25 protein-coding genes are annotated in these 26,669 nt (G+C 60.6%); 9 read left to right on the top strand and 16 right to left on the bottom strand.

Translation table 11 applies throughout. The annotated features are described in order from the left end of the window. Positions 1-190: 190 nt before the first annotated feature. Both recJ and ACLK1G_RS03700 read right to left on the bottom strand, forming a co-directional pair. Complete coding sequence (gene recJ / locus ACLK1G_RS03705; RefSeq protein ID WP_420764189.1) at positions 191-1,900, bottom strand: single-stranded-DNA-specific exonuclease RecJ; 1,710 nt, start codon at positions 1,898-1,900, stop codon at positions 191-193. 157 nt (positions 1,901-2,057) lie between these two features. Then, positions 2,058-2,600: a YaeQ family protein gene (locus tag ACLK1G_RS03700; protein WP_420764188.1), complete on the bottom strand. Its 543-nt coding sequence runs from the start codon at positions 2,598-2,600 to the stop codon at positions 2,058-2,060. A gap of 147 nt (positions 2,601-2,747) precedes the next feature. On the opposite strand from ACLK1G_RS03700, the gene ACLK1G_RS03695 reads away from it, so the two are divergent. Further along, positions 2,748-3,947, top strand: coding sequence for a CaiB/BaiF CoA transferase family protein (locus ACLK1G_RS03695; protein ID WP_420764187.1), 1,200 nt, complete (start codon positions 2,748-2,750; stop codon positions 3,945-3,947). 244 nt (positions 3,948-4,191) lie between these two features. Here ACLK1G_RS03695 and ACLK1G_RS03690 read toward each other — a convergent pair whose 3' ends face one another. The 11 genes from ACLK1G_RS03690 to ffh form a co-directional block, all read right to left on the bottom strand. After that, positions 4,192-4,479 carry a DUF3509 domain-containing protein gene (locus tag ACLK1G_RS03690; protein WP_420764186.1) on the bottom strand — a complete coding sequence of 96 codons (288 nt, stop codon included), beginning with the start codon at positions 4,477-4,479 and terminating at the stop codon, positions 4,192-4,194. 157 nt (positions 4,480-4,636) lie between these two features. Then, positions 4,637-6,013 carry a transporter substrate-binding domain-containing protein gene (locus ACLK1G_RS03685; protein ID WP_420764185.1) on the bottom strand — a complete coding sequence of 459 codons (1,377 nt, stop codon included), beginning with the start codon at positions 6,011-6,013 and terminating at the stop codon, positions 4,637-4,639. Between the two features lie 120 nt (positions 6,014-6,133). After that, a complete protein-coding gene (gene thrC / locus ACLK1G_RS03680) occupies positions 6,134-7,543 on the bottom strand; it encodes a threonine synthase (RefSeq protein WP_420764184.1) in 1,410 nt (469 codons plus the stop codon). A 103-nt stretch (positions 7,544-7,646) separates the two neighbouring features. After that, entirely contained in the window at positions 7,647-8,951 is a 1,305-nt protein-coding gene (locus ACLK1G_RS03675) for a homoserine dehydrogenase (protein ID WP_420764183.1), read from the bottom strand. A 132-nt stretch (positions 8,952-9,083) separates the two neighbouring features. Further along, the gene (locus ACLK1G_RS03670) at positions 9,084-9,815 is read right to left on the bottom strand and encodes a DsbC family protein (protein WP_420764182.1); all 732 of its coding nucleotides are present in this window, start codon (positions 9,813-9,815) and stop codon (positions 9,084-9,086) included. A 161-nt stretch (positions 9,816-9,976) separates the two neighbouring features. Beyond that, entirely contained in the window at positions 9,977-10,873 is an 897-nt protein-coding gene (gene xerD, locus ACLK1G_RS03665) for a site-specific tyrosine recombinase XerD (RefSeq protein ID WP_420764181.1), read from the bottom strand. Between the two features lie 125 nt (positions 10,874-10,998). Beyond that, the gene (gene rplS, locus ACLK1G_RS03660) at positions 10,999-11,349 is read right to left on the bottom strand and encodes a 50S ribosomal protein L19 (protein ID WP_003175895.1); all 351 of its coding nucleotides are present in this window, start codon (positions 11,347-11,349) and stop codon (positions 10,999-11,001) included. Between the two features lie 45 nt (positions 11,350-11,394). Continuing rightward, positions 11,395-12,168, bottom strand: a complete 774-nt coding sequence (trmD, locus tag ACLK1G_RS03655) for a tRNA (guanosine(37)-N1)-methyltransferase TrmD (protein ID WP_170845966.1) — start codon at positions 12,166-12,168, stop codon at positions 11,395-11,397. Then, a complete protein-coding gene (gene rimM, locus ACLK1G_RS03650) occupies positions 12,150-12,686 on the bottom strand; it encodes a ribosome maturation factor RimM (RefSeq protein ID WP_420764180.1) in 537 nt (178 codons plus the stop codon). The genes trmD and rimM overlap by 19 nt, the downstream gene beginning before the upstream one ends. 5 nt (positions 12,687-12,691) lie before the next feature. Beyond that, the gene (gene rpsP, locus ACLK1G_RS03645; protein WP_003198088.1) at positions 12,692-12,943 is read right to left on the bottom strand and encodes a 30S ribosomal protein S16; all 252 of its coding nucleotides are present in this window, start codon (positions 12,941-12,943) and stop codon (positions 12,692-12,694) included. A 251-nt stretch (positions 12,944-13,194) separates the two neighbouring features. Beyond that, positions 13,195-14,571, bottom strand: coding sequence for a signal recognition particle protein (gene ffh / locus ACLK1G_RS03640; protein WP_413794151.1), 1,377 nt, complete (start codon positions 14,569-14,571; stop codon positions 13,195-13,197). Positions 14,572-14,777: 206 nt separating this feature from the next. Between ffh and ACLK1G_RS03635 the strand changes: the two genes are divergently transcribed. From ACLK1G_RS03635 to cmoB, 8 genes are all read left to right on the top strand, one after another. Then, the gene (locus tag ACLK1G_RS03635; protein WP_420764179.1) at positions 14,778-15,590 is read left to right on the top strand and encodes a cytochrome C assembly family protein; all 813 of its coding nucleotides are present in this window, start codon (positions 14,778-14,780) and stop codon (positions 15,588-15,590) included. Between the two features lie 12 nt (positions 15,591-15,602). Continuing rightward, positions 15,603-16,841 carry a CNNM domain-containing protein gene (locus tag ACLK1G_RS03630; protein WP_420764178.1) on the top strand — a complete coding sequence of 413 codons (1,239 nt, stop codon included), beginning with the start codon at positions 15,603-15,605 and terminating at the stop codon, positions 16,839-16,841. Positions 16,842-17,144: 303 nt separating this feature from the next. Further along, positions 17,145-18,458, top strand: coding sequence for an MFS transporter (locus tag ACLK1G_RS03625; protein WP_420764177.1), 1,314 nt, complete (start codon positions 17,145-17,147; stop codon positions 18,456-18,458). A gap of 150 nt (positions 18,459-18,608) precedes the next feature. Further along, on the top strand, positions 18,609-21,023 hold the full coding sequence (gene lon, locus ACLK1G_RS03620) for an endopeptidase La (RefSeq protein WP_420764176.1): 2,415 nt from the start codon (positions 18,609-18,611) through the stop codon (positions 21,021-21,023). Between the two features lie 205 nt (positions 21,024-21,228). After that, positions 21,229-21,621, top strand: coding sequence for a protease inhibitor I42 family protein (locus ACLK1G_RS03615; RefSeq protein ID WP_420764175.1), 393 nt, complete (start codon positions 21,229-21,231; stop codon positions 21,619-21,621). A 2-nt stretch (positions 21,622-21,623) separates the two neighbouring features. Beyond that, positions 21,624-22,259 (top strand): lysoplasmalogenase, encoded by a 636-nt coding sequence (locus ACLK1G_RS03610; protein WP_420764174.1) that lies wholly within the window; start codon positions 21,624-21,626, stop codon positions 22,257-22,259. Positions 22,260-22,318: 59 nt separating this feature from the next. Then, positions 22,319-23,062: a carboxy-S-adenosyl-L-methionine synthase CmoA gene (cmoA, locus tag ACLK1G_RS03605; RefSeq protein WP_420764173.1), complete on the top strand. Its 744-nt coding sequence runs from the start codon at positions 22,319-22,321 to the stop codon at positions 23,060-23,062. Next, positions 23,059-24,015, top strand: coding sequence for a tRNA 5-methoxyuridine(34)/uridine 5-oxyacetic acid(34) synthase CmoB (gene cmoB / locus ACLK1G_RS03600; protein ID WP_420764172.1), 957 nt, complete (start codon positions 23,059-23,061; stop codon positions 24,013-24,015). Before cmoA ends, cmoB begins: the two co-directional genes overlap by 4 nt. 73 nt (positions 24,016-24,088) lie before the next feature. On the opposite strand, the gene tadA is transcribed toward cmoB, so the two are convergent. The 3 genes from tadA to ACLK1G_RS03585 all read right to left on the bottom strand — a co-directional run bounded on the left by tadA (position 24,089) and on the right by ACLK1G_RS03585 (position 26,669). Next, the gene (gene tadA, locus ACLK1G_RS03595) at positions 24,089-24,586 is read right to left on the bottom strand and encodes a tRNA adenosine(34) deaminase TadA (RefSeq protein ID WP_420764171.1); all 498 of its coding nucleotides are present in this window, start codon (positions 24,584-24,586) and stop codon (positions 24,089-24,091) included. After that, positions 24,586-25,962 (bottom strand): multicopper oxidase family protein, encoded by a 1,377-nt coding sequence (locus ACLK1G_RS03590; RefSeq protein WP_420764170.1) that lies wholly within the window; start codon positions 25,960-25,962, stop codon positions 24,586-24,588. The genes tadA and ACLK1G_RS03590 overlap by 1 nt, the downstream gene beginning before the upstream one ends. Before the next feature lie 185 nt (positions 25,963-26,147). Continuing rightward, on the bottom strand, positions 26,148-26,669 hold the full coding sequence (locus tag ACLK1G_RS03585; RefSeq protein WP_420764169.1) for a helix-turn-helix transcriptional regulator: 522 nt from the start codon (positions 26,667-26,669) through the stop codon (positions 26,148-26,150).

The following is a 26,669-nucleotide window of genomic DNA, read 5'->3' as shown; positions in this document are numbered from 1 at the left end:
ACCCGCCCCCGCGGGCAAAAAATCCGACAAGACGTCACAAGGGCTATCAAGCAGTGCTTAGAGACTAGTCGACAACTTCGAAGGAGGGAGGGTTCCGATTCCAAAAACCGACCCTGGGCGGCCAAGCTGTTTGCCAGGGTCTTGTGGCAAGCGAGCTTGCTCCCTCGCCACAGGTTTCGCTTGGGTCCTGCTATCGCGGCTCGATATGGGCGATCATCAGTTGCACCGTTTCCTGGCCACGAAACTCGTTGAGGTCGAGCTTGTAGGCCAGTTCCACCCAGCGCACAGTCGGGTTCGGCCAGATCTCGCGGTCGATGCCAAAGGCGATGCCATCGAGCTTCAGCGAGCCGCACTCACTTTTGAGAACAACCTTCAAGTGACGTTCGCCCACCACTCGCTGCTCGACCAACTGGAAAACACCGTGGAACACTGGCTCCGGGAAATGCTGGCCCCACGGTCCCGCATGGCGCAGTGCCCGGGCCAGTTCCAGATGGAATTCCTCGACCGCCAGGGTGCCGTCCGACAGCAGTCGCCCAGTCAGGTCCTCCTCACGCAGTTGCCTACGTACTTCAGCGTCGAATGCCTCGGCGAACAACGGAAAATTCCCCTCGGGCAATGTCAGCCCCGCCGCCATGGCGTGGCCGCCGTATTTGCTGATGAGGGTTGGATGCTGTGCCGCAACGACACTCAGGGCATCGCGGATATGGAAGCCCGGCACCGAACGACCGGAGCCCTTCAGAAGACCGTCGCCGGCATCGGCGAAAGCGATGGTCGGACGGAAATAACGCTCCTTCATGCGCGAGGCGAGGATACCGATCACGCCTTGGTGCCATTGCGGGTCGAACAGACACAAGCCGAACGGCATCGACTCCACCGGCAGGTCCTTGAGCTGAGCCAGGGCTTCACGCTGCATGCCCTGCTCGATGGATTTGCGATCCTGGTTCATGCCGTCCAGTTGGGCCGCCATCTCACGGGCCAGCGTTGGGTCGGCGGTCAGCAGGCATTCGATGCCCAGGCTCATATCGTCCAGGCGTCCCGCCGCATTCAGTCGTGGACCGACGATGAAACCCAGGTCCGTGGAGGTGATGCGCGACGGATCTCGCTTGGCCACTTCCAGGATGGCCTTGATCCCGGGACGCGCGCGGCCAGCGCGAATACGCTCCAGACCCTGGTGAACCAGGATCCGGTTGTTGGCGTCCAGGGGCACCACGTCGGCCACGCTGCCCAGCGCCACCAGGTCCAGCAGCTCACCAATGTTCGGCTGGGGCGTGCTGGCATACCAGCCCAGGCCGCGCAGGCGCGCCCGCAGCGCCATCAGTACATAAAAAATCACCCCGACGCCCGCCAAAGCCTTGCTTGGGAATTCGCAGCCCGGCTGGTTCGGGTTGACGATGGCATCGGCCCGCGGCAACTCCAACCCAGGCAAGTGGTGATCGGTAACCAGCACCTTCAGGCCCGCCGCCTTGGCCGCCGCCACGCCTTCCACGCTGGAAATGCCGTTGTCCACGGTGATCAGTAACTGTGGCTCGCGTGTCAGGGCGACTTCGACAATCTCCGGCGTCAAGCCATAGCCGTATTCGAAGCGATTGGGCACCAGGTAATCGACATGAGCCGCGCCCAGCAGGCGCAAGCCCAACATGCCCACGGTGCTGGCCGTCGCGCCATCGGCATCGAAATCCCCGACGATCAGGATCCGCTGGCGTTGCTCCAGCGCGGTCACCAGCAGATCCACCGCGGCGTCGATCCCCTTGAGCCGCTGGAACGGAATCAAGCGCGCCAGGCTCTTGTCCAGTTCGGCCTCGGACTGCACGCCGCGTGCTGCGTACAGGCGGGTCAACAGGGGCGGCAGGTCACCGAGGAACGGTAGGGTGTCGGGCAGTTGGCGGGGTTCTATGCGCATGGGGGACGGACATTTCTCTACTTTTTGGTCCTGGACCGTGGCGAGGGAGCTTGCTCCCGCTGGGCTGCGTAGCGGCCCCCTTGATTGTGGGCGCTGCGCACCCAAGCGGGAGCAAGCTCCCTCGCCACAATGAGTTCACTCAATACTTGTCAATGGCTCAACCACGCTCACCCAGCAACCATTGCAACTGGACTTCATGCTGGCCACGGTCGTCGGTCACGAAAATGGTCCCTTCGCTGATCATCACGTCCCACTTGATGACGCGGGGCATGTCCTTGGCCAGGGTTTCGAGGACTTCCTGGGGTACGGCGGCGATGTTCACGTTTTTCAGGGTCTTCACGGCTGGAATCACCTTGCCCTCCCAGACACGCAGGCTGCCATAGGCCAGCAGGCTGGTGCGCTCGGTACGACGCGAGCACCACGTCAGGCGTTCGGCATCCGGCTGGCCGACTTCGATCCAATGCAGGACACGGTCATCCAGACTTTTTTCCCACAGGGCAGGTTCATCGACGTCTGACAGGCCACGACCAAACGCCAGCAGCTCGTTGTACCAGAACGCGTAGGCCAACAAGCGCACGGTCATGCGTTCCTCGGTTTCCGAAGGATGGCGGGCGATGGTCTGCTTCACGCTCTCATACACACTGCGGTCGAGGTCGGTGAGGTTCAGTTCGAATTTGTAGGTCGTGGACGGCTGGGCCATGAACGGGCTTCTTGATACGAGGAAAGTCGGCAAGTCTAACCGATGAGGCGGCCAATCCACGAATTGCCGACCATCAACCTGCGGCGACAGGCGTTGGCCTATGATAAAACGCTCTATTCGTTCTGCCTTTGTCCTACAGGATTCGCCATGTCGCTTACTGCCAAACCCCTTGCCGGCGTCAAAGTCATTGAACTCGGCACCTTGATCGCCGGCCCCTTCGCCTCGCGGATCTGCGGTGAATTCGGTGCCGAGGTGATCAAGGTCGAATCCCCCGACGGCGGCGATCCGCTGCGCAAATGGCGCAAGCTGTATGAAGGCACGTCCTTGTGGTGGTTCGTCCAGGCACGCAATAAAAAGTCCCTGACTCTGAACCTCAAGCACCCCGAAGGCCTGTCGATCCTGAAACAGCTGATCGGCGAAGCGGACATCCTGATCGAGAATTTTCGCCCGGGCGTGCTGGAAAAGCTCGGTCTGGGCTGGGACGTATTGCACGCGCTGAACCCCAAACTGGTCATGGTGCGGCTCTCCGGTTTCGGCCAGACCGGGCCGATGAAGGATCAACCGGGGTTTGGCGCCGTCGGCGAATCCATGGGCGGCCTGCGCTACATCACCGGTTTCGAGGATCGTCCGCCAGTGCGTACCGGAATTTCAATCGGCGACTCCATTGCCGCACTCTGGGGCGTGATCGGCGCACTGATGGCCTTGCGTCACCGCGAGGTAAATGGCGGGACCGGACAAGTGGTGGACGTGGCGCTGTACGAGGCGATCTTCGCCATGATGGAAAGCATGGTGCCGGAGTTCGATGTGTTCGGCTTCATCCGCGAGCGCACCGGCAATATCATGCCCGGCATCACCCCGTCATCCATCCACACCAGTGCCGACGGCAAACACGTGCAGATCGGCGCTAACGGTGACGCAATCTTCAAGCGCTTCATGCAGATCATCGGCCGCGACGACCTGGCCAACGACCCGCAACTGGCCGGCAACGATGGACGCGACAGTCGCCGCGAAGAGCTGTATGGCGTGATCGATCGCTGGGTCAACTCACTGCCGCTGGAGGCTGTCATCGACCAACTGAACCAGGCCGGAGTACCGGCCAGCCGGATCTTCAGCGCCGAAGACATGTTCAGCGACCCGCAGTTTCTCGCCCGGGAAATGTTCTTGCAGGCCAAGCTGCCGGACGGCAAGGCGTTCAAGATGCCGGGCATCGTACCGAAACTGTCGGACACGCCGGGCACATCCGAATGGGTAGGGCCGGCGCTGGGTGAGCACACGGCACAGGTACTCGGCGAGCTGGGCTACGATGCGCAGCGGATCGCCAAACTGCGGGCCGATGGTGCTATTTGAGATAAGCAGCTAAAGCATGTTGTCAGATCTGTAACTGTGGGAGCGATGCCCTTGGCGGGATAGAACGAGCCAAGCCCTGAACGCCAGGCAAAAAGAAACCCCGAGAAGTGGGGAGACAACTCGGGGTTAAACGTGACCATTCAAGGTCCGTGCAACAAGCGACAAGCACCGGAGCACAATGCTCGCTCTTGTTGGTAAAAGGTCTGACTCACAGGGACGTAGGAAGGTTCCCTCAAACCGTCGCTCAATTAGGGACAGCCATGGCCTTGTCCCCTGCCAGATTACGCAAAGCCGCGATCACGCAGGGCTCCAGGCGGCCTTCGGCGATCAGTACATCGCGGTGCAGGCCATCGACCACGTCGGTGAGCTGGCGCTTGTCGGCCAGCTGGGCCTGGTTGAACACCCGCTCGACCATGATGGCCCCCGTGGGGTTTTTCAGCGTTACCAGGCATTCACCCTTGGCACCGGAGGGAGTGAGCGTGACCTGATACGGGCTCAAGGCTTCATTCAGCAACAGGCTGATACTTTCCATTCGATCACCCTTCAATAGTCCGAGAAAACAACTGCACATTAAGTGACCGTGGGTCATGGCCTAAAGTTCTGCCAGCGCAACGAACCGACACTTTTGCAGCGTGTTCAACCGAGCATGCGCGCCCAATATGACAGGTTGGCAACAGGCACGGCCATCATCAAGCCAGGAAGCGGTTGCGGCGCCAACGATGCCCAACATCGATCCACCCTCCCAGCAGACCGCGCAACTGACCATCGGCCCCATAGAACGGCACTGACCAGTGATAGATGTCCCGCAAGCCACCGCTGAACATCAGTTGGCGGTCCACAAAACGCGGCTGCCGGGTTTGCAGCTGCTCCATCAACTCGCCGTGCAACAATTCGGCGGTTGCTGCTGGAAACGTCGCGGAATCGGTCAGGCGCGTGCCCAGCAGCTTCTCGAAGCGAGTCTCGAACTGATCCTCATAACTTTTGTTGCACATGATCAGGCGACCTTCCAGGTCGCGAATGAAGATCGGATCGGGAATCGCGTCCATCAGGGCTCGCTGGAACTTCAGTTGGTCATTGAGTACGGCCTCGACCTTGAGGCGTTGATCAATCTGGACCTGCAGGCGTCGGTTCCATAACAGCGACAGCAGGGACAACAGGCCAAACACCCCGAACACGACCACACACCAGTAGCCCCACTGTTTGATGTACAACCAGGAAGACGGTGACGGACGGGGAGCGATGCCTGTCAGCCATTTCGAGCGCAGCGCTCGCATCTCTTCGGCGGGGAACGCTTCCAGCGCCTTGTTCAGGATGCTTAACAATGGCCGAAGGTCTTGGCGCACAGCCAGATAGTCGGGCTCCCACTTGCCTTCGAGATTGCTTCCTACTTGCAGCTGTCCCGCAGGGTACAGGTGCGCGCCGGTTTCATTTTCAATGGTGGCGTAGGCTTCACCGCTTTCCACCAGCGCCCGAGCTTCACCGTACGTCTTGACCGTGCGCAACTCGATGGCTGGATGATTGCGCCTGATCTCCGACTCCAACGCATGCCGTGCCGGCAACACCAGCACCTTGCCTTCGAGTTGCTCCAGCGAACGAAGTGCGGGCTCTGCGTCACGTCCGACGAAGACCCAACCGGAACCTCCGAACGCGTGGCTGAAACTCAAGAACTCCCTGCGCTCGTCGTTCATCGCCAGGGTAGTCGTCATGTCGGCCTCGCCTTTTTCCAACAGGGCCATTAATTGATCGGGAGAGAACGACTCCCGGTGAACGAATTCAAGTCCGGTCATATGCTCGATACGCCGGAGAATATCGTCGTTCAGCCCGTTCCATTGCCCACGTTCATTTTTGAACAGGTACAACGGGAACTGCATCGAGGCGACGACGACGCGAGGGTTCTCGCTGATCCACTTCAGCTCCTGGGCATCGAGCGCGATCCGTCCGCTGGATTCGAACGGTGGCTTGCCAGAGGCCGCCAACTGGGCCGCGCCTCCCCATGGCGCCCCAAACAAAAACACCAGGCCCATCATCCAGCTCATCACTGGTTTGCAACGTATAAAGAACAACATCTGCACTTCCTTCGAGATTACCCGCCCGTCCCTCCAAGGGCGGAAACCCGGCCAGTTTGGCATGCAGAAACAAGAAAGCCCGTCAGGAGACGGGCTTCAAAATGTGACAACTTCCAGCTATCAGAGAGGCTTGCCGCGGTTGCCATGCTGGCTGACAAAGGCCTGCACGGCTTTCAAGTCATTGGGCAACACCGTGCAACGCTCGTTTCGCTCAAACAAATCCGAAAGATGTGCAGGCAGTTCAAGCGCTTTTCCTACGCCAGCTTTCTCCACGGCTTCCGGAAACTTGACCGGGTGTGCGGTGCCCAGGACGACCATCGGGGTATCCAGGCTGCGGCGGCACTCGCGTGCAGCTCTCACGCCAATGGCGGTGTGTGGGTCGAGCAGCTCACCGCTCTGCTCGAACACCTCGGCGATGGTTTCGCAGGTCTGCGCGTCATCCACTGCAAGGGAGTCGAACAGTTTGCGGGCTTCGGTCCAGCGCTCGGCTTCGACGCTGAAACCGCCACCCTGGCGGAAGCTGTCCATCAGGCCGGCAATCGCGGCACCATTGCGACCGTGCAAGTCGAACAACAGGCGCTCGAAGTTCGACGACACCATGATGTCCATCGAAGGTGACAGCGTGGCGTGCAGGGTTTCCTTGACGTACTGGTTACCGCTCATGAAGCGATGCAGGATGTCGTTGCGGTTGGTGGCGACGATCAATTGGTTGATCGGCAGGCCCATGTTGCGCGCCAGGTAACCGGCGAAAATATCGCCGAAGTTGCCGGTAGGCACCGAGAACGCCACCGAACGGGCCGGGCCGCCCAACTGCAGCGCCGCGTGGAAGTAGTAGACGATCTGGGCCATGATCCGCGCCCAGTTGATCGAGTTCACCGCCACCAGCCGGGTGCCCTTGAGGAAGCTCTGGTCGGCGAAACTGGCCTTGACCATTTCCTGGCAGTCATCGAAGTTGCCTTCGATGGCGATGTTGTGGATGTTGTCGCCGAAGATCGTCGTCATCTGCCGACGCTGCACTTCCGAGACGCGGTTGTGCGGGTGCAGGATGAAAATATCGACGTGCTCGCAATGCTTGCAGCCTTCGATCGCGGCCGAGCCGGTGTCGCCGGACGTTGCGCCGACGATCACCACGCGCTCGCCACGCTTTTGCAACACGTAGTCCAACAGGCGGCCGAGCAGCTGCAGGGCGAAATCCTTGAACGCCAGGGTCGGACCGTGGAACAGTTCCATGACCCATTCGTTACCGTTTAGCTGGCGCAACGGTGCGATGGCATTGTGGGAAAAGACCCCATAGGTCTCTTCCAGAATCTTTTTGAAATCGGCGTCCGGGATGCTGCCGGCAACAAACGGGCGCATGACCCGGAAAGCCAGCTCGTGGTACGGCAGGCCGGCCCAGGAGGCAATCTCTTCCTGGGTGAAACGTGGCAGGTTCTCCGGCACATAAAGACCGCCATCCGTGGCCAGGCCGGCCAGCAGGACATCTTCGAAATTCAGGGCCGGTGCCTGGCCGCGGGTGCTGATATAGCGCATAGGGCAAACCTTCGGTTTGAGCTTCAAGCCTCAAGCTGCAAGCTACAAGTGAAAAGCGGTTCGGCTTTTACTTGCAGCTTGCAGCTTATAGCTTGCCGCTAAATTAGTTCAAATGTTCGACGCGGATACGGACCACTGGGCCAACGACCCCCTGGAGCGCTTCCAATGCCGCAATCGCATCGTTGATGCGCTGCTCGACCACGCGATGGGTCAGCAGGATCATCGGCACCAGGCCATCATGTTCCTCGACTTCCTTCTGCATGATCGACTCGATGTTGATGCCGCGCTCCGAAAGAATGCTCGCCACCTGGGCCAATACGCCCGGATGGTCCTTGGCCTGGATACGCAAGTAGTAGGCACTTTCGCAAGCATCGATCGGAAGAATCGGATGGGCCGACAGCGAATCCGGCTGGAACGCCAGGTGCGGCACACGGTTCTCTGGATCCGAGGTCATCGCGCGAACCACATCCACCAGGTCGGCGATCACCGACGATGCAGTCGGCTCCATGCCCGCGCCAGCCCCGTAGAACAGCGTCGACCCGGAGGCATCACCATTGACCATCACTGCGTTCATCACACCGTTGACGTTGGCGATCAGGCGGTCGGCCGGGATCAGCGTCGGGTGTACGCGCAATTCGATGCCGCTGGCGGTGCTGCGCGCCACGCCCAGGTGTTTGATGCGGTAGCCCAAGGCTTCGGCATAGTTCACATCAGCGGTGGTCAGCTTGGTGATGCCTTCGGTGTAGGCCTTGTCGAATTGCAGCGGAATACCAAAGGCGATGGAAGCCAGGATCGTCAGCTTGTGCGCCGCGTCGATGCCCTCCACGTCGAAGGTTGGATCGGCCTCGGCATAACCCAGGGCCTGGGCCTCGGTGAGGACGTCCTCGAAGGTGCGACCTTTCTCGCGCATCTCGGTGAGGATGAAGTTGCCGGTGCCGTTGATGATTCCCGCAAGCCAGTTGATACGGTTGGCCGACAGGCCTTCGCGAATCGCCTTGATCACTGGGATGCCACCCGCCACGGCGGCTTCGAACGCCACGATCACGCCTTTCTCTCGTGCCTTGGCGAAGATTTCATTACCGTGAACGGCGATAAGCGCCTTGTTCGCGGTGACCACATGCTTGCCATTCTCGATGGCCTTGAGTACCAGCTCTCGGGCAACGGTATAGCCGCCCATCAGCTCTATCACGATGTCGATCTCAGGGTTCGTGGCCACTTCGAAGACATCGTTGGTAATCGCAATACCGGTCGTCTGGAACTGAGGCTTTGGCGTGCGCATGGCAATTTGTGCCACTTCGATTCCACGCCCGGCACGACGAGCAATTTCCTCGGCGTTGCGCTGAAGTACGTTGAAGGTGCCGCCACCGACGGTACCTAACCCACAGATGCCTACTTTGACCGGATTCACTCTTGACTCCCCATGAAACGGCCGACGCAAGGTCGGCCGTGAAATACAGCCGCGCAGCAACGCGACTTTGTGTTTAACGGCCCGACGAACGTTTTCGCCGAGCCGTGATCTTCAAAAGCGGATCGACGCAGGTCATTTTGCGTCCAAAGCCAGTTTGGCGACTTGCGGCGCCGGCTGATAGCCCGGAATCACCTGGCCGTCCGCCAAAACGATGGCCGGCGTACCGTTGACGCCGATGGACTGGCCAAGGGCGAACTGCTTGGAAACCGGATTCTCGCACTTGGCGGACTTGATCTCCTTGCCATCGACCATCTTGTCCATGGCTGCTTTCTTGTCCTTGGAACACCAGACCGCTTGCAACTGCTCGTCACCCGGCGAGCCCAGGCCCTGGCGCGGGAACGCTACATAACGCACTTCGATGCCGCGCTTGTTGAGCTCGGGCACTTCAGCGTGCAGCTTGTGGCAATAAGGACAGGTGGTGTCGGTGAACACGGTGATGTGCGACTTGGTTTCGCCGACTGCTGGATAGACCACGGTTTCGGCGACCGGGATGCCGTTGATCAACTTCGAAATGCCCTGGCGTTCGGTGATCTCGGTGAGATTGACCGGCTTGCCGTCCTTGAGCGTGAACAGGTTGCCCTGGACGATGTACTGGCCGTCGGCGCTGGCGTACAGCACGCGGCTGCCCTTGAGCTTGACTTCATAGAGCCCGGACATGGGACTGGCAGAGATGGCTTCGATCGGCACTTCGAGCTCGAGGTTGGCCAGGCTCTTGCGGATAGCCTGGTCAGCCGCGTCGTCGGCGATGGCAAAGGTGCTGGCCAACGCAATGGCGGCGGCGGTGAACATCTGGATCAAACGCATGAGGACTCCTGAGGCGAACAAATGGGACGGGAACCAACGACCCGCAGATTCGGGTTCCAGCCGCCCACCGTGCAAACCGGGAAAGCCTACCACATAAGGCTGGCGTGGCCGAATGCCGGTGATGCAAGGCAATGGCAAGCGCTTATCCGTGGGGTTCTTCTTCAGCCGCGGGGATGATGCTTGGCGTGCAGGTCCTGCAACCGCGCCCGAGCCACGTGGGTGTAGATCTGGGTGGTGGACAGGTCACTATGCCCCAGCAACATCTGTACTACCCGCAGATCAGCGCCATGATTGAGCAGGTGCGTGGCGAAGGCATGGCGCAAGGTGTGGGGGGACAGCGATTTATTGATTCCCGCCACCTTGGCCTGGTGCTTGATGCGGTGCCAGAAAGTCTGGCGGGTCATCTGCTCGCCGCGCAGGCTCGGAAACAGCACATCGCTGGGACGCCCACCGAGCAGGTCATGACGCGCATCGCGCATGTAGCGCTCGACCCAGACGATCGCTTCCTCGCCCATGGGCACCAGGCGTTCCTTGCTGCCCTTGCCCATCACCCGCAGCACGCCCTGGCGCAGGTTCACTTGCTCCAGTGTCAGGCTGATCAGCTCGGTGACCCGCAAACCACAGGCGTACAGCACTTCCAGCATCGCTCGGTCGCGCTGGCCGATGGGGTCACTGAGGTCGGGGGCCGCCAGCAATGCTTCCACGTCCGCTTCCGACAGGGATTTGGGCAGCGGACGGCCCAGTTGCGGCATTTCCACGCGCAAGGTCGGGTCCACCGCAATCACTTTTTCCCTCAGCAAATAGCGATAGAAACCACGCAACCCGGAAAGAAATCTGGCGGTAGAGCGGGGTTTATAGTTCTGCTCCAAACGCCACGCCAGATGATCGAGGATCAATTCCCTTCCGGCGTTGATCAATTCCAGGTTCTGTTCCTGCAACCAGCCATTGAACAAGGCCAGGTCGCTGCGATAGGCGCCGCGGGTGTTATCGGAGAGCCCCTTCTCCAGCCACAGGGCGTCGAGGAACTGGTCTATCAGTGGATGGTCGATGGCTGGCATAAAGACTCATGAGCTAGCGAAGGCTGCGTCGCATAAAAAACGACGAGTGAAGAGTGCTCAAAGCACAAATCGCAGGCAACAAAAAAGCAGCCCGCAGGCTGCTTTTTTTGCATCGGAAGCTGGACTTAAGCCAGTTTTTCCTTGATGCGAGCTGCTTTACCCGACAGGTCACGCAGGTAGTACAGCTTGGCTTTACGCACGTCACCGCGACGCTTCACAGCCATGCTGTCGATTTGCGGGCTGTAGGTCTGGAAAGTACGCTCTACGCCAACACCGTTGGAGATTTTACGAACGGTGAATGCACTGTTTACGCCGCGGTTACGCTTGGCGATAACAACGCCTTCGAACGCTTGCAGACGCGAACGGTCGCCTTCCTTCACTTTCACCTGAACGACAATGGTGTCGCCTGGGGCAAAGGTAGGGATCTCTTTGGTCATCTGCTCTGCTTCGAGTGCAAGGATGATTTTGTTAGTCATGCTGTGCTCCTAAGGCAAGTCAACGGACTTACCATCGATACGTTGTTAACTATCGTCCCGCTCGCGGATGTATTCCTCGAGCAGCTTCTTCTCTTCTCCAGAAAGCGAGCGGCTTTCCAGAAGATCGGCGCGTCGTTCATAGGTCCGACCAAGGGACTGCTGTAAACGCCAACGCCGGATGTGCGCGTGGTTGCCACTTAGCAACACGTCGGGAACACGCTGATCCGCATACACCTCCGGTCGGGTGTAGTGCGGGCAATCCAGCAGACCATCCGTAAAGGAATCTTCCTCGGCGGAATCCGCATGCCCTAAAGCTCCAGGCAGCAGTCGTGTAACCGCATCGATCAGGACCATCGCCGGCAGCTCGCCGCCAGACAGTACATAGTCGCCAATCGACCACTCTTCATCGACATGAGCTTCAATGAAACGCTCGTCAATGCCTTCATAACGGCCGGCAATCAGGATCAATGCATCCGAATTCGCCAGCTCGCGTACCGCCGACTGAGTCAGCTGACGGCCTTGGGGCGACAGGTAGATCACCTTCGCACCCTCCCCGGCTGCCGTCCTGGCCTGAACCAGCGCATCTTCCAGGGGCTTGATCTTCATCACCATGCCCGGACCACCGCCAAACGGGCGATCGTCCACAGTGTGATGCCGATCCGTGGTGTAGTCTCGCGGATTCCAACAGGTGAGCTGCAACAGCTCCTGTTTCACCGCGCGGCTGGTTATGCCGTATTCGCTGATGGCGGAAAACATCTCGGGAAACAGCGTGATGACTTCAACGCGCAAATTAGCCACGTTTAGAAATCCGCATCCCATTCCACCTTCATCTCGCCTGCTTCAAGGTCGACTGCCAACACGCATTGCTCCGTATAGGGCAACAGGCGTTCGCGATCATCCAGGCTGCCGACGCAAGGCTTGACCACCATGACATCGTTCGAACCGGTCTCGAGCAGATGATCGATCTTCCCGAGCAATTGCCCGAGGTGGTCGATGACCTTCAGACCCACCAGCTGGTACCAGTAGTACTCGCCGTCGGTCAGTTCAGGGAACAGGTTGCGCGGCACGCAGATCTCATAACCGGCCAGAAGACGCGCTTCTTCACGATCATCGAGACCCTTGAGCTTCGCGACCAGGAACTTGTCGTTCCCGCGTCCGCTGACCAGCTCCACCTGTTTCACGCTACCTTCGCGCTTGAGCGTCCAGGTTTTGTAGTCCAACAGGTTCTTGATCGGATCAGTAAAGGAATACACCTTCACTTCGCCGCGAACGCCATGTACAGAGTAGATCTTGCCGACAACGATCAAATCACCGGCATCTTTTGGCGTCGCGTTCATATTGCTCAGGCCGCGGCCTTAGCCGATTCCTTCAACAACTGAGCAACACGCTCAGAAGGCTGTGCACCAACGCTCAGCCAGTAGGCTACGCGCTCTTGGTTCACGGACAGACGAACTTCCTGACCACGGGCAACAGGGTTGAAGAAACCAACCTGTTCCTTGTGGGAACCGTCACGCGGGTTGCGGCTGTCGGTTACGGTCAGGTGGTAAAACGGGCGCTTTTTGGAGCCGCCAAGGGCAAGACGGATTGTTAGCATGTGAACATCGTTCCTGTAGTCGGTGCTGCAAATCTAAATGCACAGCGGGCATAGGTGCCCGAAAGGCCGCATATTCTAAGGAATATCCGGACTTTTGCAAATGACTTTTTCCGGCGCCTGGCGCGGTGCAATCAAGATTTGCCATAGAGCCGTCATGAAAAACGGCGGGTCAGCTCCCGCGTAGCGCGGGTTTGCTGGAAATCCCCGCTTCCGTGCGAGGCAACGCCGACATGACAGCCGGCGCAGATTCTTTACATTTTCGGCATGCCGCCGCCGGGCAACATACCGCCCATGCCGCGCATCATCTTGGCCATCCCGCCCTTGGCGGAGAATTTCTTCATCATCTTCTGCATCTGCTTGTGCTGCTTGATCAAGCGTCCGATGTCCTGCACCTGGGTGCCGGAACCCATGGCGATACGACGCTTGCGCGAACCGCTGATCAGCTCAGGGTCGCGGCGCTCGGCCGGGGTCATGGAGTTGATGATGGCTTCCATCTGCTTGAACTGCTTTTCAGCCGCGCCCTGGGCATTTCCCATCTGCGCCAGGTTCACGCCGCCGATGTTCGGCAGTTTGTCCATGAGGCCGCCGAGGCCGCCCATGTTCTTCATTTGTTGCAGCTGGTCGCGGAAGTCTTCGAGGTCGAAGCCCTTGCCCTTCTTCAGCTTCTTGGCCAGTTTGTCGGCCTTGTCCTTGTCGAGGGTCTGTTCGGCCTGCTCGATCAGGCTGAGCACATCGCCCATGCCGAGGATGCGCGAAGCGATACGCTCGGGGTGGAACGGCTCGAGCGCTTCGCTCTTCTCGCCCATGCCGATGAACTTGATGGGCTTACCGGTGATGGCGCGTACCGACAGCGCGGCACCGCCACGGGCGTCGCCGTCGACCTTGGTCAGGATCACGCCGGTCAGCGGCAGTGCGTCACCGAACGCCTTGGCGGTGTTGGCCGCGTCCTGACCGGTCATGGCATCGACCACGAAGAGCGTTTCCACGGGGTTGATCGCGGCGTGCAGCGCCTTGATCTCACCCATCATCTCTTCATCGATGTGCAGGCGACCGGCGGTGTCGACGATGACCACGTCGATGAATTTGAGCTTCGCTTCCTTTATAGCCGCCTGGGCGATGTCCACCGGCTTCTGGCTCAGGTCGGACGGAAAGAACGTCACGCCAATGTCGCTGGCCAGGGTTTCCAGCTGCTTGATTGCCGCCGGACGGTAGATGTCCGCCGACACCACCATCACCGACTTCTTCTTGCGCTCTTTAAGGAAGCGCGCCAGCTTGCCGGCGGTGGTGGTCTTGCCCGCGCCCTGCAGACCGGCCATCAGCACCACCGCTGGCGGCACGGCGCTGAGGTTCAGGTCTTCGTTGGCGGCGCCCATCAGGCTTTCGAGCTCGGCCTGGACGATCTTCACGAACGCCTGGCCCGGGGTCAGGCTGCGGGACACTTCGGTGCCGACGGCGCGTTCCTTCACCGAATTGACGAAGTCCTTCACCACCGGCAGGGCAACGTCGGCTTCGAGCAACGCCATGCGCACTTCGCGCAAGGTGTCTTTGATGTTGTCTTCGGTCAGTTTCGCCTTGCCGGTGACATGGCGCAGCGTCTGCGAGAGACGGTCGGTTAGGTTTTCAAACATGCGCGATCCTTTCAGGCCCAGATAAGACCGGGATAATGGCGGCCCAGACCGTGAAATATGTGCTCGGCGAGCCTGCGGCGTGGGCAGGTCGCGGATTATAGCGAAGAAGCGTGCGACGTACACCTCGCCGTCGGTTGCGGCGGTCTTTCGTGCGGTAGGGGTTCTATGCCAAACTCAGCGCCTTTCGGGCCTGCCTAACAGGATTTATGCTCCCCTTGTCACCCAGCTTGCTTGCAACCCTCGCCGCCGCTTGTCTTTATGCCGCTGCGACCTTCTATCAGGGCACCCGTCTGGCCTCCGGCGCCAAGGCGAACAAGCGCCTGCTGGTCACGCTCGGCGTGCTGGCGGTGCTCAGCCATGCGGTCAGCCTGTTCACCCACTTGATGACGCCGATCGGCCTGGGCCTGGACTTCTTCAACGCCGCCAGCCTGATCGCCATGGCCGTGATCGCGCTGACGCTGCTGGCCTGCTCGCGCATCCCCGTGGAAAACCTGCTGGTGCTGCTGTTCCCCCTCGGGCTGGCCACGGTGCTGCTGGCGCAATTCGCGCCCTCGGGCACCGTGCAGATCATCGACGAGGAACCGGGCATCCTGGCGCATATCCTGTTGTCGATCCTCGCCTACGGCCTGTTCACCATCGCGGTGTTCCAGGCACTGCTCCTGCTGTTGCAGGACCACCAGCTCAAGCACAAGCACCCCTCCGGTCTGATCCGCAATTTCCCGCCCCTGCAAACCATGGAAAGCCTGCTGTTCGGTTTCCTCTGGGCCGGCTGGACCCTGCTCTCGCTGTCGTTGATCTCCGGCTGGCTGTTCGTCGAGAACCTGTTCGCCCAGCATCTGGTGCACAAGACTCTGCTGGCGTGCCTGGCGTGGGTCGTTTTCAGCGTGCTGCTGTGGGGTCGCAACCGCCTCGGCTGGCGTGGCCACAAAGCCATTCGTTGGACCCTGGCGGGATTCTGCCTGCTGATGCTGGCCTACTTCGGCAGCAAGCTGGTCCGCGAATACATCCTGCATGTCTGACGGACGACGCTGATGGATAGGCTGCCCTTGGGGCCATTGTTTGCGGTGATGGTCGTGCTGATCCTGTGGTCAGCCCTGTTCACGGCCATCGAAGCCGCCCAACAGTATCTGCTCGCCCAACGCAGGGCCTCGCGCTCCGGCGACAAGCCATTGGCGAAGCTCAGCTTTCCCTTGGCCAGCCTGATCCTGTGCAACACCCTCTGTCGCGCCCTCGCCGTGGTCATCGGCACGTGGCTGGCTATTTTCACCTGGCTGGAAAACGGTCCCTGGCTGGCCTGGCTCGGCACCAGCGTGGCCCTGCTGGTTTTCGCCGACTACCTGCCACGCACGCTCGCCACCCGTTATCCCGATGCGGTGCTGGCCCTGGGCAACGGTTTGCTGGGCGTTCCGTTGAAAATCGTTTATCCGGTGGCCTGGCTGCTCAATGGCCTCAGCCAGTTGCTGCTGCGCCCTTTTGCCCGCAAGGCTGGCGCGGTCCAGCAAAGCGACGACGAGCCCCCCGCGACGCCGCGTGCCGAGGAACAGGAACAGACCAGCGGTCGGGTGCATCCGGTTTCCGGTATCCACGCGCTGGACAACATCACCGTCAACGACATCCTCGTCCCTCGCAGCGAGGTGGACGGGATCAATCTCGACGACCCCATCGGCGACATCATCGAGCAGTTGCGCCTGAATCGGCGAACCCGCCTGCCCGTGTTCCACAGCGATATCAACCAGGTCGAAGCAGTCCTCAATACCCGCCAGGTTCGCCATCTGCTGGCGGATGCGAGCCTGACCAAGGAAGCACTGCTGGCAGCCTGCCACGAACCGTATTTCGTTCCCGAGAGCACCCCCCTGCAGCTGCAGTTGCTCAACTTCCACAAGCAGCAACGCCGCTTGGGCATGGTGGTGGACGAATATGGCGAAGTCATGGGCATCGTGACCCTGGAGGACATCCTGGAGGAGATTGTCGGCGAGTTCGAAAGCGAGCACAGCCTCGACAATCCCCACGTTCATCCCCAACCCGACGGCCGCCTGATGATCGATGGCGCCGCGTCGATCCGCGAGCTGAACAAGACCCTCGGTTGGCATTTGCCCTGCGACGGCCCCAAGACGCTCAATGGCTTGGTGACCGAAGCACTGGAAACCATCCCGGAAAGCCCGGTGTGCCTGAAGATCGGCCGCTACCGCCTGGAAATCATCGAGACCGTCGACAACCGCGTCAGCCAGGTGCTGGTGTGGCATAACAGTTCGGTGCCGGTAGTTCCCTAATCACCGCACCGTGGCGAGGGAGCTTGCTCCCTCGCTACAAAAGCTCAGCGCATGTTCCAAATTGTGTGCGGGCTCACTTGTTGATTCGTTAGCCTCCTTCCTATACTCAAACCGCTTACCCAGCCCCGCCCGAACCTCGTGCCTACCCTGCACCCAGACGGTTCCGGGCCGTTCACCGGTTCTATTCGCTTCAGCCCTGCGACTGTTCCTACCCGAAACAGCGACAGCGCCCACCCCACATCCCTGGGTGTTTGACCATAATAATTCGCTCCAACGGAGCATATGACTGTCAGGGACAACCGCATGACAACCACTACCTGCAACGAAGCAGTGCCTGTCGAGCCAACCAACTCCGCCACCCGCGTGGCGACCGCGAGCTTCATCGGCACCGCCATCGAGTTCTATGATTTCTACGTCTATGCCACCGCCGCGGCCCTGGTGATCGGACCGGTATTCTTTCCGCAGACCTCAGGCACGGCACAGATGCTGTCGTCCTTTCTGACCTTCGGTATCGCGTTTCTCGCCCGCCCCCTGGGCTCGGCGCTGTTCGGCCACTTCGGCGACCGCATCGGGCGCAAGTCGACACTCGTGGCCTCGCTGCTGCTGATGGGCGTGTGTACCACGCTCATCGGCGTGCTGCCTGGCTACGCCAGCATTGGCGCCTGGGCCCCGATTCTCTTGTGCCTTTTGCGTTTCGGCCAAGGGTTGGGGCTTGGCGGCGAATGGGGCGGCGCGGCCTTGCTGGCCACCGAGAACGCCCCAAAAGGCAAGCGCGCCTGGTTCGGCATGTTCCCGCAACTGGGCCCCTCTATCGGTTTCCTGGCGGCAAACGGATTGTTCCTTACCCTTGCCATGACCCTGGATGACGAGCAGTTCCGCTCATGGGGCTGGCGGATTCCGTTCTTGCTCAGCGCCGTATTGGTGATCGTCGGCCTCTATGTACGTCTCAAGCTCCACGAGACGCCGGTGTTCGCCAACGCCATGGCCCGCCAGGAACGGGTGAAAATCCCGCTGGTGGAGTTGTTCAGCCAGTACTGGGCGCCGACACTGCTTGGCGCGGCCGCGATGGTGGTGTGTTACGCCCTGTTCTACATCTCCACGGTATTTTCCTTGAGCTATGGCGTCGCGACCCTGAGCTATAGCCGCGAGACCTTCCTCGGCCTGCTGTGCTTTGCAGTGCTGTTCATGGCCGCCGCCACGCCGCTGTCGGCCTGGGCAAGCGACCGGTTTGGCCGCAAGCCGGTGCTCATCACCGGCGGCCTGCTGGCGGTGGCCTCGGGCTTCCTCATGGAGCCCCTACTGACTCAAGGCTCCACGGGAAGCGTGGCGTTGTTCCTGTGCATCGAGCTGTTCCTGATGGGCGTGACCTTCGCGCCTATGGGCGCGTTGCTGCCAGAGCTGTTTCCTACGCATGTGCGCTACACCGGCGCGTCGGCGGCCTACAACCTGGGTGGCATTGTCGGCGCTTCTGCGGCACCGTTCTTCGCGCAGAAGCTGGTGGCGATGGGCGGCCTGAGCTACGTCGGCGGTTACGTATCCGCTGCCGCGGTGCTCAGCGTGATCGCGGTGCTGTGCCTGAAGGAAACACGCCATAACGACCTGAACCGCGTAGGCTGAAACGCGTGGCGAGGGGTGCACCCCCTCGCCACGCCAACCTGTCGCCCACCTGAATACCCATCAATGAAATAACCGCTGACAATTGCCCGCCATTGAAACAACCTCCTGCCCGCCCCATCTAAGGTCCATACCCCATTGCGCAGGTGCCCCATGAGCGACCAGCACTCTACTGAAGCGAATAACGAATACACAGAATCCGAGCACATCGAACATACCGTTTCCGGCACCGGCCTGGCCCTGCCCGGCCAGAGCCTGCCGGACAAGGTCTACATCATTCCTATCCACAACCGCCCGTTCTTCCCGGCCCAGGTGCTGCCGGTCATCGTCAACGAAGAGCCGTGGGCCGAAACCCTGGAACTGGTGGCCAAGTCCGAACATCATTCCCTGGCGCTGTTCTTCATGGACTCACCCCAGGAAGACCCGCGCCATTTCGACACTTCGAAGCTGCCGCTCTACGGCACGCTGGTAAAGGTCCACCACGCCAGCCGTGAAGCCGGCAAATTGCAGTTCGTTGCCCAGGGCCTGACCCGCGTGCGCATCCGCACCTGGCTCAAGCACCACCGCCCACCGTACCTGGTGGAAGTCGAATACCCGCACCAGCCGAGCGAGCCGACCGACGAGGTCAAGGCCTATGGCATGGCGCTGATCAACGCGATCAAGGAGCTGCTGCCGCTCAACCCGCTGTATAGCGAAGAGCTGAAAAACTACCTCAACCGCTTCAGCCCCAACGACCCGTCACCGCTGACCGATTTCGCCGCCGCGCTCACCTCCGCCACCGGCAGCGAATTGCAGGAAGTACTCGATTGCGTGCCGATGCTCAAGCGCATGGAAAAAGTCCTGCCGATGCTGCGCAAGGAGGTCGAGGTCGCGCGGTTGCAGAAAGAAATTTCCGCCGAGGTCAACAGCAAGATCGGCGAACATCAGCGCCAGTTCTTCCTCAAGGAACAACTCAAGGTCATCCAGCAGGAGCTGGGTCTGACCAAGGACGACCGTAGCGCAGACCTGGAACAGTTCGAACAGCGCCTTGAAGGCAAGGTATTGCCGGCCCAGGCCGAGAAGCGCATCGAAGAGGAAATGAACAAACTCTCCATCCTGGAAACCGGCTCGCCGGAGTACGCCGTCACACGCAATTACCTGGACTGGGCAACATCAGTGCCTTGGGGCGTGTATGGCCAGGACAAGCTCGATCTCAAGCATGCGCGCAAGATTCTCGACCAGCACCACGCCGGGCTGGGCGACATCAAGGAGCGCATCCTGGAATTCCTCGCCGTGGGCGCCTACAAGGGTGAGATCAGCGGTTCCATTGTGTTGCTGGTGGGCCCGCCCGGCGTGGGCAAGACCAGCGTCGGTAAATCCATTGCCGAATCCCTCGGGCGGCCGTTCTATCGCTTCAGCGTCGGCGGCATGCGCGACGAAGCCGAAATCAAGGGTCACCGGCGCACCTACATCGGGGCCCAGCCGGGCAAGCTGGTGCAGGCGCTCAAAGACGTCGAAGTGATGAACCCGGTGATCATGCTCGACGAAATCGACAAGATGGGCCAGAGCTACCAGGGCGACCCAGCATCCGCGCTGCTGGAAACTCTCGACCCCGAGCAGAATGTCGAATTCCTCGATCATTACCTGGACATGCGCTTGGACCTGTCGAAAGTGCTCTTTGTGTGCACCGCCAACACCCTCGACTCGATCCCCGGCCCGCTGCTGGACCGCATGGAAGTCATTCGCCTGTCGGGCTACATCACCGAAGAAAAGGTTGCCATCGCCAAGCGTCACTTGTGGCCCAAGCAACTGGCCAAGGCCGGCGTGTCCAAGGGCAGCCTGAGCATCAACGATAGCGCTCTGAAGGCCCTGATCGACGGCTACGCCCGTGAAGCCGGGGTACGCCAGTTGGAGAAACAACTGGGCAAACTGGTGCGCAAGGCCGTGATGAAACTGATCGAAGATCCAAAAGCCGTGATCAAGCTCGGGCCCAAGGATCTCGAAGCCTCCCTGGGCAAACCGGTATTTCGCAACGAGCAGGTGCTGTCTGGCGTCGGGGTCATCACCGGCCTGGCCTGGACCAGCATGGGCGGCGCCACGTTGCCGATCGAGGCAACGCGGATCCACACTCTCAATCGCGGCTTCAAGCTCACCGGGCAACTGGGCGAGGTGATGAAGGAGTCTGCGGAGATAGCCCACAGCTACGTCAGCTCCCACCTGAAGCAATTCGGTGGCGATCCGAAGTTCTTTGACGAGGCCTTCGTGCACCTGCACGTACCGGAAGGCGCCACGCCCAAGGACGGCCCGAGTGCCGGCGTGACCATGGCCAGCGCCTTGCTGTCCCTTGCGCGCAACCAGCCGGCGAAGAAAGGCGTGGCCATGACTGGCGAATTGACACTTACCGGCCATGTCCTGCCGATTGGCGGCGTACGCGAAAAGGTCATCGCGGCGCGCCGGCAGAAAATCAATGAGTTGATCCTGCCGGAAGCCAACCGTGGCAACTTCGAGGAGCTGCCGGACTACCTGAAGGAAGGCGTCACGGTGCACTTTGCCAAGCGGTTTGCGGACGTGGTGAAGGTGTTGTTCTGATCGTTCTGCAGTGACTGCATTGGCCTCATCGCTAGCAGGCCCGCTCCCCGGGGATTTGTGGTGCTCACGGTATGTGATTCGCAACGAACCCTTGTAGGAGCGAGCCTGCTCGCGAAGGCGTCATTTGCACCAGCACATGTCCAGCTGACACACCCAGTAGCATCTTCGGTTATGCTCGCCGTTCGTCGTGAATGCCGGAGCCCTTATGTCCCTCACCCGCCTGCTTGTCTCCGTCAGCCTCGCCTTGCTAAGCGCCTGCGCCACACAGCCGAAACACAATGTGACGGTGGAAAAACAGAGCCAATGCCCGGTGCAGCTCAAAAACGGGCAGAACCTGATCCTGAGTTTGCCGAGCAATCCCACCACCGGCTATCGCTGGAGCATCCAGGATTCGGCCGGCGGTGTTCTCAAAGGCCTCGGCCCCGAGGTTTACCGTAACCCGGAAGACGCCGGCATCGTCGGCGCCGCCGGTGTCTCGACTTGGCGCTTCCAGGCGTTCGACGCCGGCACCGGGCGCTTGCGCCTGACTTATCAACAGCCATGGGCACCCGAAGTGCCACCCGTGGAAACGTTTGACTGCGCTATTTCGGTGAAATGACCGTGGGTTGGCTGATCCTCGCGCTGATGGGTGCGGCCACCTTTCTATATGGCCTGAGCGTGCATGCCACGTTGCTGTGCCTGCTGGTCAAGCCAATGCCGGTGCTGGCCCTGCTGGGCTGGCTGCACGACGCGCCGCCGGGCGAATACCGACGCTGGATAAGCCTGGGCCTGATATTTTCAGTGGTGGGCGACGTATTGCTGGCCTGGCCAGGAGATTTGTTTGTATTGGGGCTCGGCGCTTTTTTGTTGGCGCACCTGGCCTATTTGAAAGCCTACCTCAGTGACTGCCGCCGCCCGGCGCTCATGCCGTTGACGATTGCCTTGTTCATTGGCGCCTTGCTGTTGGGAATATTGGTGTCGAACGGCCTCGGGCCGCTGCTGGTGCCGGTGGTCGTCTATGGCTTGGTCATCAGCGCTATGCTCTGGAGGGCCCTGGCGCGCTTGGGGACCGAGGTGCCGAAACGCTCGGCCCTGCTCGCAGCCGTTGGAGCGCTGGGGTTTGTCTTTTCCGACAGCCTGATCGGGATCAACCGGTTCGTGGCGCCGTTCCATGCCGCGCCCTACCTGATCATCATCAGTTACTGGCTGGGACAGTGGGGCATCACCGCATCGGCGTTCCCCCGAAAGCCGCACTAAAGCACCGTTTTTCTGGTTAAAATGCCGGCCTTTTCAACACCCCAGCCGCTGGAACCGCCGTGAGCAAAGAGCCCGATCGCCTATTCGCCCAACCCTTGGCCCAGGTGCCCGACTTCGCCTTCAATGAAGACGTGGTGCGGGTGTTCCCGGACATGATCAAGCGGTCAGTGCCAGGCTACCCGACCATTGTCGAGAATCTCGGCGTGCTCGCGGCGCAATTTGCCCAGCCCAACAGCGTGCTTTATGACCTGGGCTCCTCCCTCGGAGCCGTGACCCAGGCATTGCGCCGCCACGTGCGCACCGAGGGTTGCCGGGTGATTGCGGTGGATAACTCTTCGGCCATGGTCGAGCGCTGCCGCGAATACCTCAACGGCCAGGACTCGATGTTCCAAGAGCTGCTGCCGGTGGAAGTGATCGAAGGTGACATCCTGGCCCTGACGTTTCAACCGGCCTCGGTGGTGGCGTTGAACTTCACCCTGCAATTCATCGCGCCGGACCAGCGCACCGCGCTATTGGGCCGCATTCGCCAATCGTCGCTACCCGGCGGCGCCCTGATCCTTTCGGAGAAGCTGCGCTTCAACGATGCCGAGGAACACGCGTTGCTCACCGACCTGCATGTGGCGTTCAAGCGCGCCAACGGCTACAGCGAACTGGAAATCGCTCAGAAACGCAGCGCCATCGAAAACGTCATGAAGCCCGACAGCCTCGAAGAGCACCGCGAGCGCCTGCTGGCCGCCGGGTTCTCGAAAGTCGTGCCGTGGTTCCAGTGTCTTAACTTTGCCTCGTTGATTGCCCTGCCATGATCGATCTGTCCCCCCTCGCCCGCCATCTGGCCGGCACGCCCCTGGCCGATTGGGCCGCGACGTTGCAAACGCAGCTCGACGTCAAGATGGAAAAGGGCCACGGCGACCTGGAGCGTTGGCAAAGCGCCCTCGATGCGCTGCCGCTCTTGCAGCCCACCACGGTGGATTTGCTGAATGGGCTGACGCTGGACGCCGATTGCTCCGACGAAACCCGCGCCCAAATGCGTACCGCGTTGATGGGCCTTTCGCCTTGGCGCAAAGGTCCGTTCAATCTGTTTGGCGTGCATGTGGATACCGAATGGCGCTCGGATTGGAAATGGTCGCGCGTCGCCCCGCATCTGGATCTCAAGGGCAAGCGGATCCTCGACGTTGGTTGCGGCAACGGATACTACATGTGGCGCATGCTGGGCGCCGGAGCCGACACGGTGATCGGCGTCGACCCGAACTGGCTGTTCTTCTGCCAATTCCAGGCGGTACAGCGCTACCTGTCCCAGCCCAACGCCTGGCACCTGCCGTTCCCCTTCGAGGCCCTGCCGCCAGAGCTCGAAGGCTTCGATACGGTGTTTTCCATGGGCGTGTTCTACCACCGCCGCTCGCCAATCGAGCATCTACTTGCTTTGAAGGATTGCCTGGTCAAGGGCGGCGAACTGGTGCTGGAAACCCTGGTGATCGAGGGCGACGAGCATCAAGTGCTGGTGCCCGAAGATCGCTACGCGCAGATGCGCAACGTGTGGTTCCTGCCATCGGTTCCGGCCTTGGAGCGCTGGCTGCGTCGCGCCGGGTTCAGCGACGTGCGCTGCGTGGACGTGAGCCTGACGACCGTGGAGGAACAGCGCGGCACCGAATGGATGAAATATCAATCCCTAAGTGACTTCCTCGACCCCGCCGACCACAGCAAAACCGTCGAAGGGCTGCCAGCGCCGATGCGGGCGGTGATTGTGGCGCGCAAATAAATCGCCCGAGCCCCCTGTGGGAGAGCAACCTACTCACTTAAGGGCTGCCAATCATTGTGGCGAGGGTATGTGTTCAACCTTGCGATTTGGCTCTTCGTGTCTTGAAGAACTCACTCAGCACCGTGCTGCACTCCTCAGCCAGCACCCCGCCCTCGAACAGTACCCGATGGTTCAAGAACCCCTGGCTGAAAAACTGCCCCTGACTCTGCACGATTCCGGCCTTGGGCTCCAATGCGCCGTAGACGACCCGGGCGATGCGTGAATGCACGATCAGCCCGGCGCACATGCTGCACGGCTCCAACGTGACATAAAGGGTGCTACCCGGCAGGCGATAGTTGCTCACCGCCTGGGCGGCGGCACGGATGGCGACCATTTCGGCATGGGCGCTGGGGTCGTGGCCGCTGATCGGGCAGTTGAAACCACGCCCGATGATTTCGCCATCCTGCACCAACACCGCGCCCACCGGCACTTCGCCCAAGGCGGCGCCCTGTGCGGCGAGGGCCAGGGCTTCGCGCATGAAATCCTGGTCACGGCTACGATCAATGATCTTGGCGGGACGAATCTGGCGCATCACGCCACCTCGATGGCGGCCATCAGGCCGGTTTCCATGTGGTCGATCACATGGCAGTGGAACATCCATACGCCCGGATTATCCGCCACCAACGCCACCTGCGCCCGCTCGTTCTTGCCCAGCAGGTAGGTGTCGGTGAAGTACGGGATGACCTTGTGCCGGTTCGACGCGATCACTTTGAAGCTCATGCCGTGCAGGTGGATCGGATGTTGGTACTGAGTCATGTTCTTCAATTCAAAAATGTAACTCTGGCCTTTTTTCAGCGTGGCGATCGGCCGGTCGGAACAGGTCTTGTCGGTGATGTCCCAGGCCTTGCCGTTGATCTGCCACAGGCTCGGCGGCTTGCCATTGTCGACATTGACCGACACCGAACCGACCCATTCGAAATTGAAGTTGAGCTTCTCGGCATTGGCCAGGTCCGGCTCAGCCACCGGGTTGGGCGGCAATGCCGGCGGCCATGGGGTCGGCGCCTCATTGTTTGGCACCGAACGCAAGGTCCCCAAGCGCACCGGGCCATTGCGCAGCGACAATTCTTCACCGGCCGGCGGGGCCTTGATCGCCAGGCAAATACGCATGCCTGGCCCCAGCCAGTATTCCTTGCCCAACGGACGCGGCTCGATGGGGTTGCCATCCAACGCATAGATCTGCGCCTCTACGCCTGGAATGTTGATGCGATAGGTAAGCGTGTTGTCGAGGTTGAGCAAACGCACCCGGGTAATCTGCCCTGCCGGCAGATCGATTACCGCCTGCGGCACGCCGTTGATGGTCGACAACCGTCCAGCCGTACCACCACGCGCAGCCTCGCGGGGAATGCTGAATTCGACGAACTGGCCCTGCTCGTCCACGTGCCAGCTCTTGAGGCTCAGGGTCTGTTCGAATTTGAAACCGGTGGGCTCGCGCTCTTCGACGATCAGCGGCCCCACCAGCCCGCGCCCGAGTTCTTCGCTGCTGTTGACGTGGGGGTGGTACCAATAGCTGCCGGCGTCCGGCACGCGGAATTTGTAGTCGAAGTACTCACCCGGCAGCACCGGCAGTTGCGAGACATAAGGTACGCCGTCCATCTCCAGCGGCAAACGGATACCGTGCCAGTGAATGGTCGTCGCGACCGGCAAATGGTTGATAAAGCGAACCCGCAACCACTCGCCCTGACGCACCCGCAACTCCGTCCCCGGTGCCGAGGGGCCAAACGCCCAGGCCTGGGTCTTGTGCCCGGCCACCAGCTCCACGTCCAAAGGCGCCGCGATCAGCTCGTAGTCGTGACCGGCCTCGGCATCGGCCATTTTCCCCAGCCAGTACCGCGACGCGCCTCCCGCCCCCACACCAACGACAACAAGACCGGCCAGGCCACCGAGTATTTGGCGACGGGTGAAAGACATGAACGCAACTACCTCTGGATCTGCGACGGACCGGCGGGCCCGCAAAAGGCGAATACGATACACCTGCAATTGAGAAATATTAAGTGAAGGATTGTCGCTGTACCGTACCGAGCCTCTAATCGAGCTCGTTCAGCCAGGTAATCGTCCATATTGACGCAGGCCCAAGCAAAGCCCCCCAAACGCAGTCACTCCACCAGAGCTTCCAACTCTTCAACCATGCCAGGTAACCGTCGGCCCTCTTTCGCAACGTTGACCTGCAAGGCCACCCGGGCCACATCCAGCACGTTCTCGGTAAGCGAATAGCTGCCCTTGGCCTGCAGCCAGCCCAAAACGTCCGCCAAATGCCAAATGGATGTACTCCCCTCGTGCACCGGTGTCGGGAAGCTGCTTGGATGCGCCAACATCAACTTGCGCATGTTCTGCCGAGAAACACCTACGATCTCGGCGACGTCAGTCAGTCCAACCAAATCAGGCGCAACCTCGATCAATTTGGCCAACGGCACCGCGCGATGGACATCCGCCAGAGCACTAAGCACTGCCTTGGCCGCATCAGGAGCTTCGCGAGTGAACTCAAGCGCCAGTCGTCCCGGTTGCCCGATACCGACCAAGGCATCGTCGCAGCCCGCTTCGCCCAGCCGCTCCACCAGTTCATCCATGGCACAGCCATCGTCAGCAAGCTGATATTTCAAAGTAAAAATATATTCCAT

Origin of the sequence: Pseudomonas algeriensis (assembly GCF_048847255.1) — a bacterium.
GTDB lineage: Bacteria > Pseudomonadota > Gammaproteobacteria > Pseudomonadales > Pseudomonadaceae > Aquipseudomonas.
Note: the sequence above shows the minus strand (reverse complement) of the source record. Positions and strands in the feature narration are given on the sequence as shown.

What these genes read in the sequence shown, in the direction of transcription:
- recJ (WP_420764189.1), bottom strand. Translation starts at nt 1,900, where the DNA reads ATGCGCATAGAACCCCGCCAACTGCCCGACACCCTACCGTTCCTCGGT.
- ACLK1G_RS03700 (WP_420764188.1), bottom strand. Translation starts at nt 2,600, where the DNA reads ATGGCCCAGCCGTCCACGACCTACAAATTCGAACTGAACCTCACCGAC.
- ACLK1G_RS03695 (WP_420764187.1), top strand. Translation starts at nt 2,748, where the DNA reads ATGTCGCTTACTGCCAAACCCCTTGCCGGCGTCAAAGTCATTGAACTC.
- ACLK1G_RS03690 (WP_420764186.1), bottom strand. Translation starts at nt 4,479, where the DNA reads ATGGAAAGTATCAGCCTGTTGCTGAATGAAGCCTTGAGCCCGTATCAG.
- ACLK1G_RS03685 (WP_420764185.1), bottom strand. Translation starts at nt 6,013, where the DNA reads ATGTTGTTCTTTATACGTTGCAAACCAGTGATGAGCTGGATGATGGGC.
- thrC (WP_420764184.1), bottom strand. Translation starts at nt 7,543, where the DNA reads ATGCGCTATATCAGCACCCGCGGCCAGGCACCGGCCCTGAATTTCGAA.
- ACLK1G_RS03670 (WP_420764182.1), bottom strand. Translation starts at nt 9,815, where the DNA reads ATGCGTTTGATCCAGATGTTCACCGCCGCCGCCATTGCGTTGGCCAGC.
- xerD (WP_420764181.1), bottom strand. Translation starts at nt 10,873, where the DNA reads ATGCCAGCCATCGACCATCCACTGATAGACCAGTTCCTCGACGCCCTG.
- rplS (WP_003175895.1), bottom strand. Translation starts at nt 11,349, where the DNA reads ATGACTAACAAAATCATCCTTGCACTCGAAGCAGAGCAGATGACCAAA.
- trmD (WP_170845966.1), bottom strand. Translation starts at nt 12,168, where the DNA reads ATGGGATGCGGATTTCTAAACGTGGCTAATTTGCGCGTTGAAGTCATC.
- rimM (WP_420764180.1), bottom strand. Translation starts at nt 12,686, where the DNA reads ATGAACGCGACGCCAAAAGATGCCGGTGATTTGATCGTTGTCGGCAAG.
- rpsP (WP_003198088.1), bottom strand. Translation starts at nt 12,943, where the DNA reads ATGCTAACAATCCGTCTTGCCCTTGGCGGCTCCAAAAAGCGCCCGTTT.
- ffh (WP_413794151.1), bottom strand. Translation starts at nt 14,571, where the DNA reads ATGTTTGAAAACCTAACCGACCGTCTCTCGCAGACGCTGCGCCATGTC.
- ACLK1G_RS03635 (WP_420764179.1), top strand. Translation starts at nt 14,778, where the DNA reads ATGCTCCCCTTGTCACCCAGCTTGCTTGCAACCCTCGCCGCCGCTTGT.
- ACLK1G_RS03630 (WP_420764178.1), top strand. Translation starts at nt 15,603, where the DNA reads ATGGATAGGCTGCCCTTGGGGCCATTGTTTGCGGTGATGGTCGTGCTG.
- ACLK1G_RS03625 (WP_420764177.1), top strand. Translation starts at nt 17,145, where the DNA reads ATGACAACCACTACCTGCAACGAAGCAGTGCCTGTCGAGCCAACCAAC.
- lon (WP_420764176.1), top strand. Translation starts at nt 18,609, where the DNA reads ATGAGCGACCAGCACTCTACTGAAGCGAATAACGAATACACAGAATCC.
- ACLK1G_RS03615 (WP_420764175.1), top strand. Translation starts at nt 21,229, where the DNA reads ATGTCCCTCACCCGCCTGCTTGTCTCCGTCAGCCTCGCCTTGCTAAGC.
- cmoB (WP_420764172.1), top strand. Translation starts at nt 23,059, where the DNA reads ATGATCGATCTGTCCCCCCTCGCCCGCCATCTGGCCGGCACGCCCCTG.
- tadA (WP_420764171.1), bottom strand. Translation starts at nt 24,586, where the DNA reads ATGCGCCAGATTCGTCCCGCCAAGATCATTGATCGTAGCCGTGACCAG.
- ACLK1G_RS03590 (WP_420764170.1), bottom strand. Translation starts at nt 25,962, where the DNA reads ATGTCTTTCACCCGTCGCCAAATACTCGGTGGCCTGGCCGGTCTTGTT.
- ACLK1G_RS03585 (WP_420764169.1), bottom strand. Translation starts at nt 26,669, where the DNA reads ATGGAATATATTTTTACTTTGAAATATCAGCTTGCTGACGATGGCTGT.